This is a genomic window from Paraburkholderia sp. XV (assembly GCF_020177535.1).
Taxonomy (GTDB): domain Bacteria; phylum Pseudomonadota; class Gammaproteobacteria; order Burkholderiales; family Burkholderiaceae; genus Paraburkholderia; species Paraburkholderia caribensis.
In genome coordinates this window covers 13,320-28,443 of the sequence record NZ_JAGUUD010000036.1, presented here as the reverse complement: position 1 = coordinate 28,443, position 15,124 = coordinate 13,320, and the positions used below count along the sequence as shown (strand labels likewise).

At 60.9% G+C, this 15,124-nt stretch carries 11 protein-coding genes; 6 read left to right on the top strand and 5 right to left on the bottom strand.

Translation table 11 applies throughout. The features are described 5' to 3' along the window. Positions 1-79: 79 nt before the first annotated feature. The 5 genes from KFO72_RS18685 to KFO72_RS18660 all read left to right on the top strand — a co-directional run bounded on the left by KFO72_RS18685 (position 80) and on the right by KFO72_RS18660 (position 5,630). The gene (locus KFO72_RS18685; RefSeq protein WP_225032734.1) at positions 80-982 is read left to right on the top strand and encodes a polysaccharide deacetylase family protein; all 903 of its coding nucleotides are present in this window, start codon (positions 80-82) and stop codon (positions 980-982) included. Positions 983-1,058: 76 nt separating this feature from the next. After that, a complete protein-coding gene (locus KFO72_RS18680) occupies positions 1,059-1,910 on the top strand; it encodes an ABC transporter substrate-binding protein (RefSeq protein ID WP_224100570.1) in 852 nt (283 codons plus the stop codon). 59 nt (positions 1,911-1,969) lie between these two features. Further along, a complete protein-coding gene (locus KFO72_RS42315; protein WP_318248508.1) occupies positions 1,970-3,670 on the top strand; it encodes an amino acid ABC transporter permease/ATP-binding protein in 1,701 nt (566 codons plus the stop codon). 13 nt (positions 3,671-3,683) lie between these two features. Then, positions 3,684-4,700, top strand: coding sequence for an alpha/beta fold hydrolase (locus KFO72_RS18665; RefSeq protein ID WP_225032733.1), 1,017 nt, complete (start codon positions 3,684-3,686; stop codon positions 4,698-4,700). 336 nt (positions 4,701-5,036) lie between these two features. Continuing rightward, a complete protein-coding gene (locus KFO72_RS18660; protein WP_225032732.1) occupies positions 5,037-5,630 on the top strand; it encodes an IMPACT family protein in 594 nt (197 codons plus the stop codon). Positions 5,631-5,711: 81 nt separating this feature from the next. Here the strand turns inward: KFO72_RS18660 and KFO72_RS18655 are convergent, their stop codons facing one another. The 5 genes from KFO72_RS18655 to KFO72_RS18635 all read right to left on the bottom strand — a co-directional run bounded on the left by KFO72_RS18655 (position 5,712) and on the right by KFO72_RS18635 (position 12,721). After that, a complete protein-coding gene (locus KFO72_RS18655; RefSeq protein ID WP_225032731.1) occupies positions 5,712-7,379 on the bottom strand; it encodes a GMC family oxidoreductase in 1,668 nt (555 codons plus the stop codon). Positions 7,380-7,445: 66 nt separating this feature from the next. After that, positions 7,446-8,663: a mandelate racemase/muconate lactonizing enzyme family protein gene (locus KFO72_RS18650; protein WP_060605213.1), complete on the bottom strand. Its 1,218-nt coding sequence runs from the start codon at positions 8,661-8,663 to the stop codon at positions 7,446-7,448. Then, the gene (locus KFO72_RS18645) at positions 8,664-9,983 is read right to left on the bottom strand and encodes an MFS transporter (RefSeq protein ID WP_225032730.1); all 1,320 of its coding nucleotides are present in this window, start codon (positions 9,981-9,983) and stop codon (positions 8,664-8,666) included. A 152-nt stretch (positions 9,984-10,135) separates the two neighbouring features. Next, complete coding sequence (gene aldA / locus KFO72_RS18640) at positions 10,136-11,560, bottom strand: aldehyde dehydrogenase (RefSeq protein ID WP_225032729.1); 1,425 nt, start codon at positions 11,558-11,560, stop codon at positions 10,136-10,138. 390 nt (positions 11,561-11,950) lie between these two features. Next, entirely contained in the window at positions 11,951-12,721 is a 771-nt protein-coding gene (locus tag KFO72_RS18635; protein WP_225032728.1) for an H-NS histone family protein, read from the bottom strand. A gap of 350 nt (positions 12,722-13,071) precedes the next feature. Here KFO72_RS18635 and KFO72_RS18630 point away from each other — a divergent pair, with 350 nt between their 5' ends. Beyond that, complete coding sequence (locus KFO72_RS18630) at positions 13,072-15,087, top strand: VTT domain-containing protein (RefSeq protein WP_060605209.1); 2,016 nt, start codon at positions 13,072-13,074, stop codon at positions 15,085-15,087. Positions 15,088-15,124: the final 37 nt, after the last annotated feature.

Here is a 15,124-nt window from a genome sequence, read left to right as displayed (position 1 = left end):
TGCGGCTATTTTGGCATCCCTACCATGGGTTCTGACGTGACCACCGGCGTATGCGCCGCTCGACAGGACTCTTTGGATCATGAATTCTCCCGCACATCGCGTGCTGCCCGGCCACGGGCGCTTTCCCTATTTGCCGATCAACGGTCGCCCTGTTTATCGCTGGCCTGACGGTTCGCGGCTCGCGGTCTATATCGGCTTCAACATCGAGCACTTTGCATTCGGCGCGGGACTGGGGCCGACTATCGGTCCGGTGATGCCGGAACCCGATGTGCTGAATCACGCGTGGCGAGAGTACGCATTGCGTGTGGGCGCATGGCGCTGTCTCGATCTCTTCGATGAATTGGCGCTGCCGACGGCCGCCATCATCAACACGGCGCTCTACGATCACTGCCCGGAGCTGGTCGCCGCATTCGCTCAGCGCGGCGATGAACTGGTCGCGCACGGTCATACGAATTCGGAGCGGCAAGGAACGTTCACGGAGGACGACGAACGCGCGCTGATCACGGCATGCCGGGAGCGGATCGCGGCGGAGAGCGCGCAACAGCCAGCGGGCTGGTTGTCGCCGTGGCTCTCGGAAAGTCATGTCACCAGCGATCTGGTAGCCGAAGCGGGCTATCAGTACACGCTCAACTGGTGTCACGACGATCAGCCCACGCGCTTGCACACACGCAACGGTCAGCCGCTGTGGGCGATTCCGTATCCGGAAGAAGTCAACGATATCCCGATGATCCTCGCACGCCAGATGGATGCCAGGTCGTTCGCCGATCTGGTGATCGATCACTTCGACGAAATGCTGCGGCAATCCGCACGTCAGCCGCTGGTGATGGGCATTGCGTTGCATGCATACCTGATGGGTCAGCCACATCGTTTGTGTCACTTGCGGCGGGCACTCGAACATATTGCGCGGGCGCGCGACGAGGGCCTCGCCTGCATCACTACGCCGGGCTCGATCGCAAGCCACATGGATTTTCTCGGCCGTTAGACCACTTCATCCCTGCTTCGCCGTACTCCTTCTTTCGCACTTATATCGTTCAACCTGAATAGGATTCGCCATGTTCATGTCAAAGGCAATCAAGCTGCTGCTATGCGCAGTCACCGGCCTCCTCCTCGCGCAAGCCGCGTCGGCGCAATCGTGCGAACCGTCCAAGGTGGCGCAGAAATACCCGTCGCTAGCAGGCAAGACGATCAAGATCGGCGTCGACCCAGAATCGCCGCCGTACGCGTTTCGTGACGGCAAGGATTTCAACAAGATCATCGGCGCCGACGCCGACATGGCCCGCGCCGTGTTCGCCTGCGCTGGCGTGAAGACCGAATTCTTTACGGCTGGCTGGCCTGGGTTGCTGCCCGCACTGCGTGCCGGACAGATCGATGTGATGTGGGACTTGTTGTACTACACACCTGAGCGCGCAAAGGAGACCAGCTTTGTCACCTATATGCAGGCCGGTACGGGTGGTCTGGTCGCAGCCGGCAACCCCAAGAAGATCGATGACATCTCCAGGCTTTGCGGTCTGACGGTCACAGCAGGCATCGGCACTGTCGAACTGACGATGGCACAAGCGCAAGGCGCCAAATGCAAAGCGGAAAACAAGCCCGACGTAACCATCATGACATCCGCCGATATCGCGTCAGGCGCGCGCCTGGTTGCAAGCCATCGCGCCGACGTCATGATGTATGACCTCGCGCTCGTCGACGGACTCGCAAAACAAAACCCTCAGCTCTACATGCGCGGCTTCATGGTGACGAGCGGCATGAAGATCGGCGTGGGCGTGAAGAAAGGCAACGCCGATATGATCGCTGCCGTATCCGATGGACTCAAGATCATGCAGGCCAATCAGACCCAGAAGAAGACCTTTCTGCAGTACGGCGTAGACCCGTCGCTGGAAATGCCGACCACGCTACTTACTCAATAAAGGCTGCCTGCGCGGCACACCACAGCGTGTGCCGGCAGCGTCATGGATCAGGCCCGGAAATGAAGGCATTGCGTATCAAACACAAGATCGTCGGCGCCCTCGGTATGGCGGCCATGTTCGTATTGCAGCCGGCGATGGCCGCCGGCCTCGAAGGCGTTCAGGTGCTCGACGGTTTCAAAGAGCTGGCAGGTTACGTCGGCTCGCCGTTCCTGCTCGGCGGCGCGTGGATTGCAGTGAAGATCACGCTGATTGCGATGTCGATTGGGCTCATGCTCGGGCTAGGTCTTGCGCTGATGCGGCTGTCGCGGTTCAAGGCCCTGGACTCAGCGGCCTGGAGTTATATCTGGTTCGTGCGCGGCACACCGCAACTGCTGCAACTCGTATTCATCTTCGACGCTTTGCCGCTGATCGGTTTGCGTTTCGATGAAGTCACGACTGCGGTTATCGGCTTCGCCTTGAACGAAGCGGCGTTCAGCGCTGAGCTGTTTCGTGCCGGGATCCTGTCGGTGAACCGTTCGCAATCGACCGCGGCCGCCGCTCTCGGCATGGGACCGTTGCTGACGTTGCGCCGTATTATCCTGCCGCAATCGATGCGCGCGGTGATCCCCGGGCTCGCCAACGACACCATCGGCATGTTGAAGCTGACGTCGATCGCGTCGGTGATCTTCGTCAACGAGCTCACCTTTCGCTCGCAACAGGTCGTCGGGCAGAACTTCAAGTTCTTTACCGTGTTCGGCGCGGCGGCGGTGATTTATCTGGTCCTGACGAGCGGCATCTCATTGCTTCAGGTGTGGCTCGAACGCATCTTCGATCACGAGCGCGACCGAAAGCTCGCGTTCTCGTGGTTCGGACTGCGTGCATCGAGTGATGTGGAACCTCTCGACGCACCGATTGCTTTGCCCGTCGCCGCCAAAGCGCCAGAGACGAACGATCACGCATGGATCAGCACCCTGCTGCCTGACGAAAGCCGCACGCCGCGGCGGTGCGACGAACCGTTTGTCGTTTGCAAGAACGTCTGGAAATCATATGGCAAACGCGAGATTTTGCGCGGCGTCGACCTGTCAATCGCGCATGGCGAAGTGGTCGTGATACTCGGCCCGAGCGGCTCCGGAAAAAGCACGCTGCTCAAGCTCATCAATCATCTCGAACCGCTTGACTGGGGAACGATCAAGGTCGATTCGCAGTATGTGGGCTATCGCGAAGTGCCGGGCGGCGGCGGCACGGTGCGGCCGCTGCACAATCTCGCACGTGCACGCGCGGAAGCACGCGTGGGCATGGTGTTCCAGCATTTCAATCTGTTTAGTCATTTGAGTTCGCTGGGCAATATCGTTGAAGCGCAGCGCCGGGTCTATGACGTGCCGCGCGCGGAGGCGGAAGCGCTCGGGCGCGAGCTGTTGAAGAGCGTGGGCCTGGCCGGACACGCGGATTTTCTGCCGCACCGCTTATCGGGCGGACAGCAGCAGCGCGTGGCGATTGCACGTGCGCTCGCGATCAAGCCCAAGTTGATGCTCTTCGACGAACCTACTTCGGCGCTCGATCCAGAACTGGTCGGCGAAGTGCTTGGCGTGATGCGCGGGCTTGCCGATGCCGGCATGACGATGATCGTGGTCACGCACGAAATCCGCTTTGCCCGCGATGTCGCTGACCGCGTCGTCTTCATGGACGGCGGCGAAGTGATCGAGCAAGGCACGCCGCAGCAGGTCATCGACAACCCGACCGAAGAACGCACCCGAAAATTTCTTAACGTCGTTGCCAACTAAATATGAGGCTCAAGTGACCGACTTCGAAACTTTCAATCTTGGCCGCGTCGCGCTGCAATCCGGTGCGACGCTGCCTGACATGCGGCTCAGCTACAAGACCTATGGCCGGCTAAATGCAGCGCGAGACAACGCGATTGTCTATCCGACCTTCTATAGCGGCAGCCATGTCGACAATGAGTGGCTGATCGGCGAGCACATGGGGCTCGATCCGCGGGAGTATTTCATCATCGTGCCGAACATGTTTGGCAATGGCGTATCGAGCTCGCCGAGCAACTATCCGCCCCCGTATGATCGTGGCCGCTTTCCGCATGTGACGCTATACGACAACGTCGCGATGCAGTTTCGCCTTGTGACCGAGAAGTTCGGCATCGAGTCTCTCAGGCTCGTCACCGGCTGGTCAATGGGCGCGATGCAGGCATTCCATTGGGCGGCGATGTATCCGGAGATGGTCGAGCGCATTCTGCCGTTTTGCGGGGCGGCTCGGTGCTCGCGGCACAACTTTGTGTTTATCGAAGGACTTAAGGCACCATTGCTGTTGGACCCCGATTTCAGGAACGGCTTCTACGATGCGCCGCCGACGCGTGGAATGCGCGCTGCTGCCCGTGTGTTCGCCGGCTGGGGATTTTCGCAGGCGTTTTTGCGTCAACGCCTCGACATGGAAGCGATGGGGTATGGGTCGCTTGAGGACTTCATTACTCAGTTCTGGGAAGGCGATTTCTTGAAGAAGGACGCCAACAATATTCTGTCGATGATGTGGAGCTGGCAGAACGGCGATATTTCCGCAAACTCACTTTACGAGGGAGATTTCGATCGGGCGTTGGGCAGTATCACTGCAAAGGCGATCGTGATGCCCGGGCGCACGGATCTGTATTTCCCGCCCGAAGATAGCGAGTACGAGGTTTCGAAGATGCCTGATGCGCGTCTGCGGCCCATCGAGTCGGTGTGGGGGCATTTTGCGGGCGGTCCTGCAGCCAATGCTGTCGATGTCAAGTTCATCGACAGTGCGGTGAGGGAGATTCTGGCTATGTAGTGGTCGGAGTTTTTTCGGTTTTATTTATTCGCGCCGTTTGACTTGGAGTCGTGACCGCGCGGCAAGCGATCCAGCCATACTGGATCGGGAATGGGGAGACGGATCGCGCCGGATGAGGAGTCCGGCATCGCCCCAGCCAGAGCTAGATCCGCCATGGGTTGCATTATCGGCTCGCGCGGCGACCGCGTCATCACACAAGTGAGCAAGAGACTCTTTCCGGATGCGTCAAAATAACGCCATCCCGTCGCATCGCGCGCCGGACCCATTCCGGACCGCGCAGCCATATCCGCTAAGATAACCACCTGACCCCACCCAAACCAACCGACGCTTGCCGCCTTGCCGACCTTCACTCTCCCCTCTGCGCTGCAGGCGGAACTCGACATCCGCAAAAGCCGCTTTATCGCCTACGCGATTCCCGTCGCCGACCGCGACGTCGCGATGGAAGAACTGCGCCGCCTGCGCGAAGCGCACCCCACGGCCACGCATGTCTGCTGGGCGTTACTGGCGGGCGGCCAGTCGGGCATGTCCGATGACGGCGAGCCCTCGGGCACGGCGGGACGCCCGATACTCGAAGTGCTGCGTCATCACGATCTGGATGGTGTGCTGGCCGCTGTCGTGCGCTATTACGGCGGCGTGAAGCTGGGCGCGGGCGGCCTCGTGCGCGCCTATACGGACGCAATCGCCACCGCGCTGCAGGACGCGCCGCGTGTCGAGCGGATCGCGCTCGCGTCGTTGGAGGTAGAAATCGGCTATCCCGACGAAGCCCGCGTGCGACGCTGGATCGAACAGGAAAACTTCGCGCTCGAAGCGAGTGCGTACGACATGAACGTGCAACTGTCGATCCGCATGCCCGTCACAGCCATCAAGGCCGCGCGCGAAGCCTTGCGCGACATGACCCAAGGCCGCGCGGTTTTCGCCGACAACGACTGAGCGCATCAAAAGCAGAACGGCCGCGTGCCGGAAAATGCTCCGTACACGCGGCCGCCCGAAACACCGTTTATCGACCGGCGATCAATGCGCCGCAGCAAACGCCTTCGCTGATTCCTTCGCTTGCGCACCCGCCGCTGCCCGCGCGTCTTCGAGAATCATCTCGGCGCCCTTCTCCGCGACCATCATCGTCGGCGCGTTGATATTGCCTGATGTGATGTTCGGGAAGATCGACGCATCGACGATCCGCAAGCCCGACATGCCATGCACGCGCAGACGCTCGTCGACGACCGAGTTGCCGTCGTCCCGTCCCATCGCGCACGATCCGCACAGGTGATAGATCGAGCCCGACTGCTCGCGGAAGTACTTCAGGAACGCATCGCGATCCTGCACCTGCGGGCCGGGGGAAATCTCTTCGACCGTGATGTCCTTGAGCGCCGCCGTCGACATGATCTTGCGCACCAGTTCGCAACCTTCGATGGCTTCGTCGATATCTTTTTGCGTCGTCAGCGCGTTGATGCGAATCTTCGCGGCATCTTCGGCGCGATCGGACGCGATCTGGATCGAACCGCGGCTACTCGGACGGCACGGATTGAAGCACAGCAGAAACCCCGAATACGGTTCCGGTTCGAGACTCGCCTTGTTGCTCTTCGGAATGCGATACGACAGCGGATTGAAATAGAGTTGCAGATTAGGCAGTGCCTCTTTCTCGCTGCTTTTGAAGAAGCCGCCAGCCTGATTTACGCTCATCGCAAGCGGGCCTTTGCGCGTCAGCATGTATTGCAGGCCCAGCTTGATCTTGCCCAGCAACGGGCGCATTTCGTCGTTCAGCGTCTTCACGTTCGAGCGATAGTAAAAGCTCACGCAAAGATGATCCTGCAGGTTCTGGCCGACGGCGGGCAAATGATGCACAAGGGGAATGCGATGTTCTGCCAGCAGCGCGCTATCGCCGACGCCCGACAGTTGCAGCAGCTTCGGCGTATCGACGGCGCCCGCCGAAAGAATCACTTCCCGGCTGGCGGTGAACTGGCGCGCACTGCCGTTCTGCTTGACGACGACGCCCGTTGCGCGCCGCTTTGCGTCGAACAGCACCTGCGTGACAAGCACTTCACGTTCGACCGTCAGGTTCTTGCGATTGAGCACCGGGTGCAGGTATTCGAAGCTGCTCGACGAACGCTGGCCGTTGCGCGTGTTCACATCGTAAATGCCCGCGCCTTCGAATTGCGCGCCGTTGAAGTCGTCACTGCGCTGGTAGCCTGCCTGCTCGCATCCCTTGATGAACACGTGGCAAATGGGATGCGCGGCATCCTTCATCGGCGAAATGCCGATCGGGCCATTCGCGCCGTGATACTCCGTGTTGCCCAGCGGATGCGATTCGAGCTTGCGGAAATACGGCAGCACGTCGCGATACGACCAGCCCTTGTTGCCCGCCTCCGCCCAGTCGTCGTAATCCTGCGCCTGGCCGCGCACGTAGATCATCGCGTTGATCGAGCCGGAGCCGCCCTGCACCTTGCCACGCGGGCAATACAGCGAGCGGTTGTCGAGTTCCTTCTCCGGCTCGCTGTAGTACATCCAGTTGTACGTTTCGTTGTAGTACGTCTTCGTGAAACCAACTGGAATCTTGAACCAGAACGAATCGTCGGCGCGCCCCGCCTCGAGCAGCAGGACCGAGTACTGCCCCGACGCCGACAACCGGTTGGCGAGAATACAGCCCGCAGATCCCGCTCCGACGATGATGTAGTCGTAATTCATGTTCTATTCGCCCGCAGGCGTCCAATACGTGGAATACGTGGAGTCCGTTATGGCCCGCTCGCGCACTCAACCCTTGGCGGGCGCGAGATCCTTCACGTCGGCCGGTTTCGATGCCATCTGCAGATGCAGGCGCTCGCCCTTGTATGGCGTGTGCTGATTGACCACTTCCATGTTCAGCTCGACGCCGAGGCCCGGCTCCGTCGACGGAATGATGTAGCCGTCTTCCCAGCGGATCGGCGTCTTCAGAACCTCCGCATGGAAACCGCCCCACGTGCCGATGCTTTCCTGAATCAGGAAGTTCGGCGTGCACGTTGCCAACTGAATGCTCGCGGCGGCGCCGACCGGACCGTTGTAGAGGTGCGGCGCGATCTGCGCGTAATAGACCTCGGCGAGGCTCGCCACCTTCTTCGCTTCGAGCAGGCCGCCGACGCGCGCCACGTTCAGTTGCAGGATCGACGCGCCGCCCGCTTCCAGCAGTTTGTGGAATTCGTACTTCGTGGTGAGGCGCTCGCCGGCTGAAATAGGAATGCTGGTGTGGCGCGCAACTTCCGCCATGGCGTCATGCTGCCCCGGGGGAACAGGTTCTTCGAACCAGAGCGGGTCGTATTTTTCGAGGCGCTTCGCAAGACGGATTGCCGAAGCCGGCACCATTTGCCCATGCGTGCCGAACAGCAGATCGGCCTTGCTGCCCACGGCTTCGCGCACCTTGCGGCAGAACGTTTCGCAGCGGTCCATCACTTCGAGCGACAGATGATGGCCCGAGTAAGCCGTATAAGGACCGGCGGGATCGAACTTCACCGCCGTAAAGCCGCGCTTGACGTTTTCCGCCGCGCATTCGGCCGCGAGATCGGGATCGTCGTAGTCGTATTCGCCACGACGGTTCTTCGGATACAGATACGTGTACGAACGCAGGCGCTCATGCACGCGTCCGCCGAGCAGCTCGTACACCGGCTTGTTCGCCGCCTTGCCGATGATATCCCAGCATGCCATTTCGAGGCCGCTCACAACGCCCATCATCGTCAGATCGGGACGCTGCGTGAAGCCGCTCGAATACGCTTCGCGCCACAGACGCTCGACATGATGCGGGTCCTTGTCCAGCAGATAGCGCGAGAACACGTCGTCGATGATGGGCGCCATCGCATTCGGATGAAACGTGGCGGAATAGATTTCGCCGACGCCTTCAATGCCGCAATCCGTCTTCAGCTTGACGAAGATCCAGTACATGCCGCCGATGTGCGGCGGCGGCACGGCAACGATATGCGTTTCGAGCGAGACGACTTTCATTTACGCTTCCTTCCTGTTAAGCACATTACGCAGCACGAGCCCCGCGCAGCCGCCGACGGCGGACACGGCGGCCACATAGCCAAAGTACATTTGATAGCCATGCACGCCCGGATAGTTCTGCGTCAGATATCCGTTGATGAGCGGCAGGAAAACATCGGGTGAATAGCCGAGTACCGAAATCAACCCAATCGCAAGGCCCATTGTTTCAACGGGCACATTGCAGCGATCGAGCAGCGACCAGTAGAGACCGCGAATCGCATACGTCAGCACGCCGATAAAGAGCACAAGGAACACCAGCAACACATGGCTGCTGATTAGCGGCGCGGCGATCAGGCCGAGCAGCGAAAGCGACGCGAGAAAGAGCGCGATGATCAGCACGGTCACTTTCGAAAAGCGGTCGCCGAGAAAGCCGCCGCCAATGCCGCCGATAGGACGCATCCACAGCTTGAGCGTCGTGATCGTGCCCGCCATCACCACCGACAAGCCAATCTCGCCCTCATGCAGATACGCGGAGAAGCTGTAGGTCGCCCAGAACACCTGATAACCGCAGAACACGATCGCTGCGACCAGCCACAGTTCGGGAATCTTCGCGAGCGTGATCAGATCGGCGATCACGTTGCTGCGTTTGGCCGCTTGCGCACGGCTCGATTGCTCCGCTTTCGACGACGGATCTTTCACGAGGGCGAGCAACACGCCGAGGCCAATACACAGGAACGCGTACATATACACCACGACCTTGAAGCCGACAGCGGCCAGTTCGCCCTTCGTCTGCGTGAGCCATGCGAACAGCGTGATGGCGATCGTCGCGAGCATCGCTTCGATCAGCCCGCGGCCGCCGTCGAGAAAGCCGAAGAAGCGGCCCTGTTCGTCGGCACCCGCGATCATCGACACGCGCTTGATGACGGCCGCCCAGAACGTGAGCCCCGTCGACAGGCCCCAGCCGCCGAAGATCACCAGCAGCAGATTGAACGACGGTGCGGTCGAGTACACCAGCCCGAGCAGCCCCGTGGCGACGAGCGAAAAGCTGATCAGCAGGCGCGGCGCGATGCGGTCCGCGAGCCAGCCGCTAGGCAGGTAGCTCAGCAGAAAGATCGTGCCGAGCATCGAATACAGATAACCGAGCTGACTTTCGCTGATGTGGAAAACATCCAGCATCGTCGGTTGATAGACCTGACGCAGATAGAGAATCGGATAAATCGCGCCGGCTGCGATGACGAGCAGCAACAGCTGCACATAGCGCTGTGTCTTGTTGCCGGACTGGTCGGTTGCGCTGGCGGAACGGCGCGCCGAGGCGTCCGCTTGAAGAGGTTGGCTTGCCACTGAAATGCTCCTGGGAGACGCGCGAGGAGCACAGCATGCGCCGTGGCCGTCGTGTCTCCATTACTTTGTTATGAATGCAGCGTGTGCTTTTTATGGTTAAAAAGAGAGCGCATCCCGTGTTGCTTTCGCACGCGGAATGCGCCCCGACAGGATCAGTACTTCATGACGACCAGACGCGTCTGCGTGAATTCCAGCATGCCGTGCTTGCCGTCGTCGCCGCCGAGCCCCGAGCGCTTCCAGCCTGCGTGGAAGCCCTGATACGGATCGGCAGGCGTGCGGTTCACGTAAAGTTCGCCCGCTTCGATGTTGTTCGCGACTTTCATCGTCGTACGGTAGTTCTCGGTGTAGAGCACCGACGACAGACCGAACTGGTGATCGTTGGCCATTTGCAGCGCTTCGTCGAGCGTGCTGTAGCGCACGACGGGCATGATCGGGCCGAACGTTTCTTCGCGGATGATCTCCATGTCCTGGCGGCAGTTCGTCAGCAGCGTAGCCGGATAGAAGAAGCCCTTGCCCTCGGGTATCGCGCCGCCCGTTTCGAGCGTTGCGCCATCGGCTATCGCGCGCTGCACCATCGCGTGAATCGACTGGCGTGAGGCTTCGTTGACGAGCGGCCCCATCGAGGAAGCATCCGTGCTGCGGTCGCCGCTCTTTACTGCGCTCATGTGCTTTTTCAGCAGCGCGACGAACTGGTCGTGCACGCTCTCGTGGACATAGACGCGTTCGATTGCCGTGCAAAGCTGGCCGCAGTGCGTCGTCTTCGAGCCGACGAGTTCGCGCGCGGCCTTTTCCAGATCGGCGTCCGGCTCAATGATGGCAGGCGTCTTGCCGCCCAGTTCGAGCGACGGCTTCGCAATGTTCTCTTTGCAATAGTCGAGCACCTTGCGGCCCGCGCCGACGCTGCCCGTCAAGGTGATCATGCCGACCGCGGGATGCGTGCAGACGGCTTCCGCCGTTGCGTGGCTCATCGCAAGAATGTTGACGACGCCCGGCGGCAATTCCGCGCGAATCACCGCCTTGGCGATTTCGAATGCGGAGGTGGGCGTGTTGTTGCTCGGCCGCACCACCACCGTATTACCCGCGATCAACGCCGGCGCGATTTTGCGCATGAACGTATAGACGGGATAGTTGAACGGAATCAGACATGCGACGACGCCGATCGGCTCGCGGTGCATCACGAGGTTCTCGTCGGGGGTGTCGCTGGGAATCACTTCGCCTTCGATACGGCGCGCCCACTCGGCGTGATAGCGCGTGATCTGGCTGGCGTAAATGGCTTCGTTGGTCGCGTCGGCCACGCTCTTGCCGGACTCCAGCGCGAGCGCCGCGCCGATGGAGGGCGCGCAGTCGGTCAATGCGTCGGCGAGCTTGTGCAGATACGCTGCGCGCTCCGCCGCGGGCAGCTTGCGCCAGCTCTTTTGTGCGGCGGCAGCGGCAGCGACTGCCGCTACGGCCTCTTCACGAGACGCGCCCGATACCTGGGCAATGTGCGCCCCGGTAGCGGGGTTATAGACGGAGATGAGTTCGTCCGTTGCGGGTTCGACGAACTGGCCGCCAACGAAATTCCGGTCGAGTCGCATGGTGTTTTACCTGGTGACGCGTGCGCGAAGCACATTACCGGCGGCGGGTCAGAGCGATTCGAAACATGCAGCCGGCGCATGACCGGGATTCTTCTCTGCGGCCTTATGCCGCGCAAGCGAGTATTTCGACCGTCGAACATTCATAAAACTCATGTTTCGAGGGCGATATGACGTGCACACGAACGAATCGCCAGAGGATGCGGCGGATATGTGGAAATGCGTCTTCCAGGGGAGGAGCGAAGAGCGCGTCAAGGCGGCGAATCCGCTCTTGCGCGAACCGGCATTGCACCGGCTGCGGGTAAATGGCGCGGAGATCTGCCCGTCGCGCCTGGGAACGGTCCGGCAGGATGTCGCCGGACCGGGATTACATGAAAGCCGCTTCGACGCGGATCAAGCCTCGCCCGTCGCGGGCGTAGATGCCTGCGCCGTCACGGGCGCTTCGACGACGGACGTAACGTTTTTCGCGGGAGCCTTCTTTGCGGCTGCCTTCTTTGCGGCTGCCTTCTTTGCGGCTGCCTTCTTTGCAGGCGCCTTGCTCGCGCTGGTTTTCTTCGCGGCGGCTTTTTTCGCAATGACGCGCTTGCCGGCAGTCGGCGCGGCGGACTTCGCAGCGACCTTTTTAGCGGCGGTCTTCTTGCCGGCCGATTTCGCCGCCGCTTTCTTCGCAGCGACTTTCTTCACAGCGGCTTTTGCACCTGCCGATGCCTTCTTCGCAACCTTGCGGCCCGCCGACTTCGCCGTTACAGCTTTCTTCGCCGCCGCTTTCTTCGTCACTGCCTTTGCAGTCACCGCAGGTTCCGCCGCAGCCGCAGCAGCATCGATCAGAAACTTGCTACGGTCTTTTACGTCCTTGATCCATGCCGGCGGTCGAGCATGACCGCTCCACGTTGCACCCGTCTTCGGATCGCGATATTTGGGCGGCAACTTGCCTTTCACCGCCGCTTTGATTCCAGCCTTGCCGCTGCTGACGCCAAGACGCACCTTGCGCTCGCGTTCGCGCCGTGCCTTTGCGCGACGCTCGATATCTTCCGTCGTGAGACCGTGTTTGATCATCAGTTCCCGGATCTGGTCCAACGCACCTTGCGCGCCTTGAGCAATGAGCGCTTCGGCCTGTGACTGGAGTTTCTTTATGCGAGCCTGGATGATTTCCAATGTAGCCATTATTGCCTCCCTTTGAATTGCATACGCGGACTATGCCACGGAATTGCTTAGAAGCGCTATCGTTTTAAAGCTTGAGTAAGAAAACCGTTGTCCTCAGATACGCTATTCCCCTTAAGCCTCGCATAAGACTCGTCACACGCAATTGCTGAAGCGGCTTTTGACATTGGCTTGCATGCCGCGAGAATAACAGCCCGCCTTCAACCGTTAATTCCATTGACTGCCAATTGCTGCATGGCCGCACGCCTGCGCTCAACGGTACGACACTGATAAACTTTCAACGTCCCTTTCCTTTGAGCCCACATGCGCATCGCCGTGCTCTTGATTGGCCGCTTCGACACCTGGAGATATTGATGGAGCACGCGTACGTCCAGCTTCTGCACCTGCTTGCAGGCCACACTGCGTGGACGCTGGTCGTGGTTTTTCTTGCTGCGTTTCTCGAAGCCGTCGCGATCATCGGCACCTTCGTGCCGGGCAGCACGGCGATGTTCATCGCGGGCGCGCTGGTCGGCACGGGCACGCTGAATCTCGGCTGGCTCTTCGCGAGCGCGATTGCAGGCGCTGTGGCGGGTGACGGCATGAGCTACTGGTTCGGCCGCCGTTATAAAGACAGGATCAGCAGGCTCTGGCCGTTCAGCACGCACCCGGGGCTGCTCGAGAGCGGCCAGAAGTATTTCGACAAACATGGCGCGAAGAGCGTCGTGTTTGCGCGTTTCGCCGCACCGCTGCGCGCGATCATCCCGGTGATCGCGGGCATGCTCGAAATGCCGCCCATGCGCTTCTACGCGATGAACGTGCTGTCCGCGTTGTTGTGGGCGCCCGCGCATATTCTTCCGGGCGTCGTATTCGGCGCCTCGATCCAGCTGGCGGGTGCCGTGTCCTTCCGTCTCGTCGCGGCGCTGGCAATCGTGGTCGCCATCGTATGGTTGTGCTTCTGGGTGATGCGCGTAGTCGTCTCGCACGCACGCGCATGGGCCGGTGCATCGCGCAGCGGCCTCGTGGCGTGGGCGCGCGATCACGAAGCGCCGTATGGAAAGCTGGTCTATCGGATCGTCGATCCCGAGCGCGCGGCTATTGGCCTGCTGGTCGGCATTTCGGTTTTCGTGCTGGTGTGCGCGGGGATTTTCTTTGGCGTCATGCAGGACGTCGTATCGGGCGATCCGCTCGTTCAGGTCGACATGTCCTTCTATCGCTTTCTGCAATCCGCGCAGGCGCCGTGGATCAGCGAAGCGCTCGCGCGTGCCTCGACGCTCGGCAGCATCCCGACGCTCGCGGCGCTGGTCATTGCATCGACCATCATGATCGCCTTCGAGAAACGCTGGCGCATGCTTATTTATTGGCTCATCGCAGTGATCTTCTCGCAGGTGCTGATCTTCGCGATCCAGGTCATCGTGCCGCACGCGCCGCCCGCCGCCGCGCTGTCCGATCTCTATGCATTTCCCAGCAATCACGTCGCCGCGAGCGTCACGGTCTACGGCTTTCTAGCGTTCGTCGTGGCGCGCCGCGTCAACATGCTGACGGGCATCGCCGTCACGGCCCTCGCGAGCCTGATCGTGATCGCCATTGCGTTCGCGGGCCTGTATTCCGGGCGCTTCGCGTTCTCCGATGCCGTGGGCGGCGCAGCATTCGCGGCCGTCTGGGTCGCTGTCGTGGCACTGACGGCCGTATGGCGGCACCCGGAAGCGCCGCCTTCGCGCGAATACATGCCTGCCGTTCTGCTGGTCGTGCTATGCGCAAGCGTCGGGCTGCAGATCGCCGTGGGACATCAGCCGGACGCGGAGCCGCAGGTGCGCCAGCGGCCGCCCGTAGTGGTCACGCAGGCGCAATGGACGGACTCGCTGTGGAAGCAGTTTCCGTGTTACCGCTCCGACATGAAGGGCGACCGGCGCGAGCCGATCACCGTGCAATGGACGGCTGACCGGCAGCAGATCGTCGCGCAATTGAGCAGCAGAGGTTGGCTCGAAGGCACGCGCTTCAATGTGCGCAGCCTGTTCTCGCTGGTGTCGCCCGACGTGCCCGTGATGGATCTGCCCGTGCTGCCCAAGCTCAACGACGGCGAACCGTCGACACTCGTTTTCAGCCGTCAGCGCACCCGCACCGACGAACGCGACGTATTGCGTTTCTGGCGCACGGGCTATGCCGTTGCGCGCCGCAACGGCGCGGCGCCCACGCCGATCTGGCTTGGTTCGCTGGTGCATGAGCGTCTGCTGCGCCCTTCGTGGCCCTTCAATGTGCTGCGCACCGACAGACAACTCGATCCGCTGATTTCCCCGAAATCGGTGAATGGCGAATGGCGAGAACTTGAACTGTCGAGCAGCATGGGATGTACCGACATTCCCGTCACGCTCATCGCATCCATAGAACGCTAAAGTCATTTATAGCGGTTGTACCGGTTCTGTGCCCGCT

What these genes read in the sequence shown, in the direction of transcription:
- KFO72_RS18685 (WP_225032734.1), top strand. Translation starts at nt 80, where the DNA reads ATGAATTCTCCCGCACATCGCGTGCTGCCCGGCCACGGGCGCTTTCCC.
- KFO72_RS18680 (WP_224100570.1), top strand. Translation starts at nt 1,059, where the DNA reads ATGTCAAAGGCAATCAAGCTGCTGCTATGCGCAGTCACCGGCCTCCTC.
- KFO72_RS42315 (WP_318248508.1), top strand. Translation starts at nt 1,970, where the DNA reads ATGAAGGCATTGCGTATCAAACACAAGATCGTCGGCGCCCTCGGTATG.
- KFO72_RS18655 (WP_225032731.1), bottom strand. Translation starts at nt 7,379, where the DNA reads ATGAATTACGACTACATCATCGTCGGAGCGGGATCTGCGGGCTGTATT.
- KFO72_RS18650 (WP_060605213.1), bottom strand. Translation starts at nt 8,663, where the DNA reads ATGAAAGTCGTCTCGCTCGAAACGCATATCGTTGCCGTGCCGCCGCCG.
- aldA (WP_225032729.1), bottom strand. Translation starts at nt 11,560, where the DNA reads ATGCGACTCGACCGGAATTTCGTTGGCGGCCAGTTCGTCGAACCCGCA.
- KFO72_RS18635 (WP_225032728.1), bottom strand. Translation starts at nt 12,721, where the DNA reads ATGGCTACATTGGAAATCATCCAGGCTCGCATAAAGAAACTCCAGTCA.
- KFO72_RS18630 (WP_060605209.1), top strand. Translation starts at nt 13,072, where the DNA reads ATGGAGCACGCGTACGTCCAGCTTCTGCACCTGCTTGCAGGCCACACT.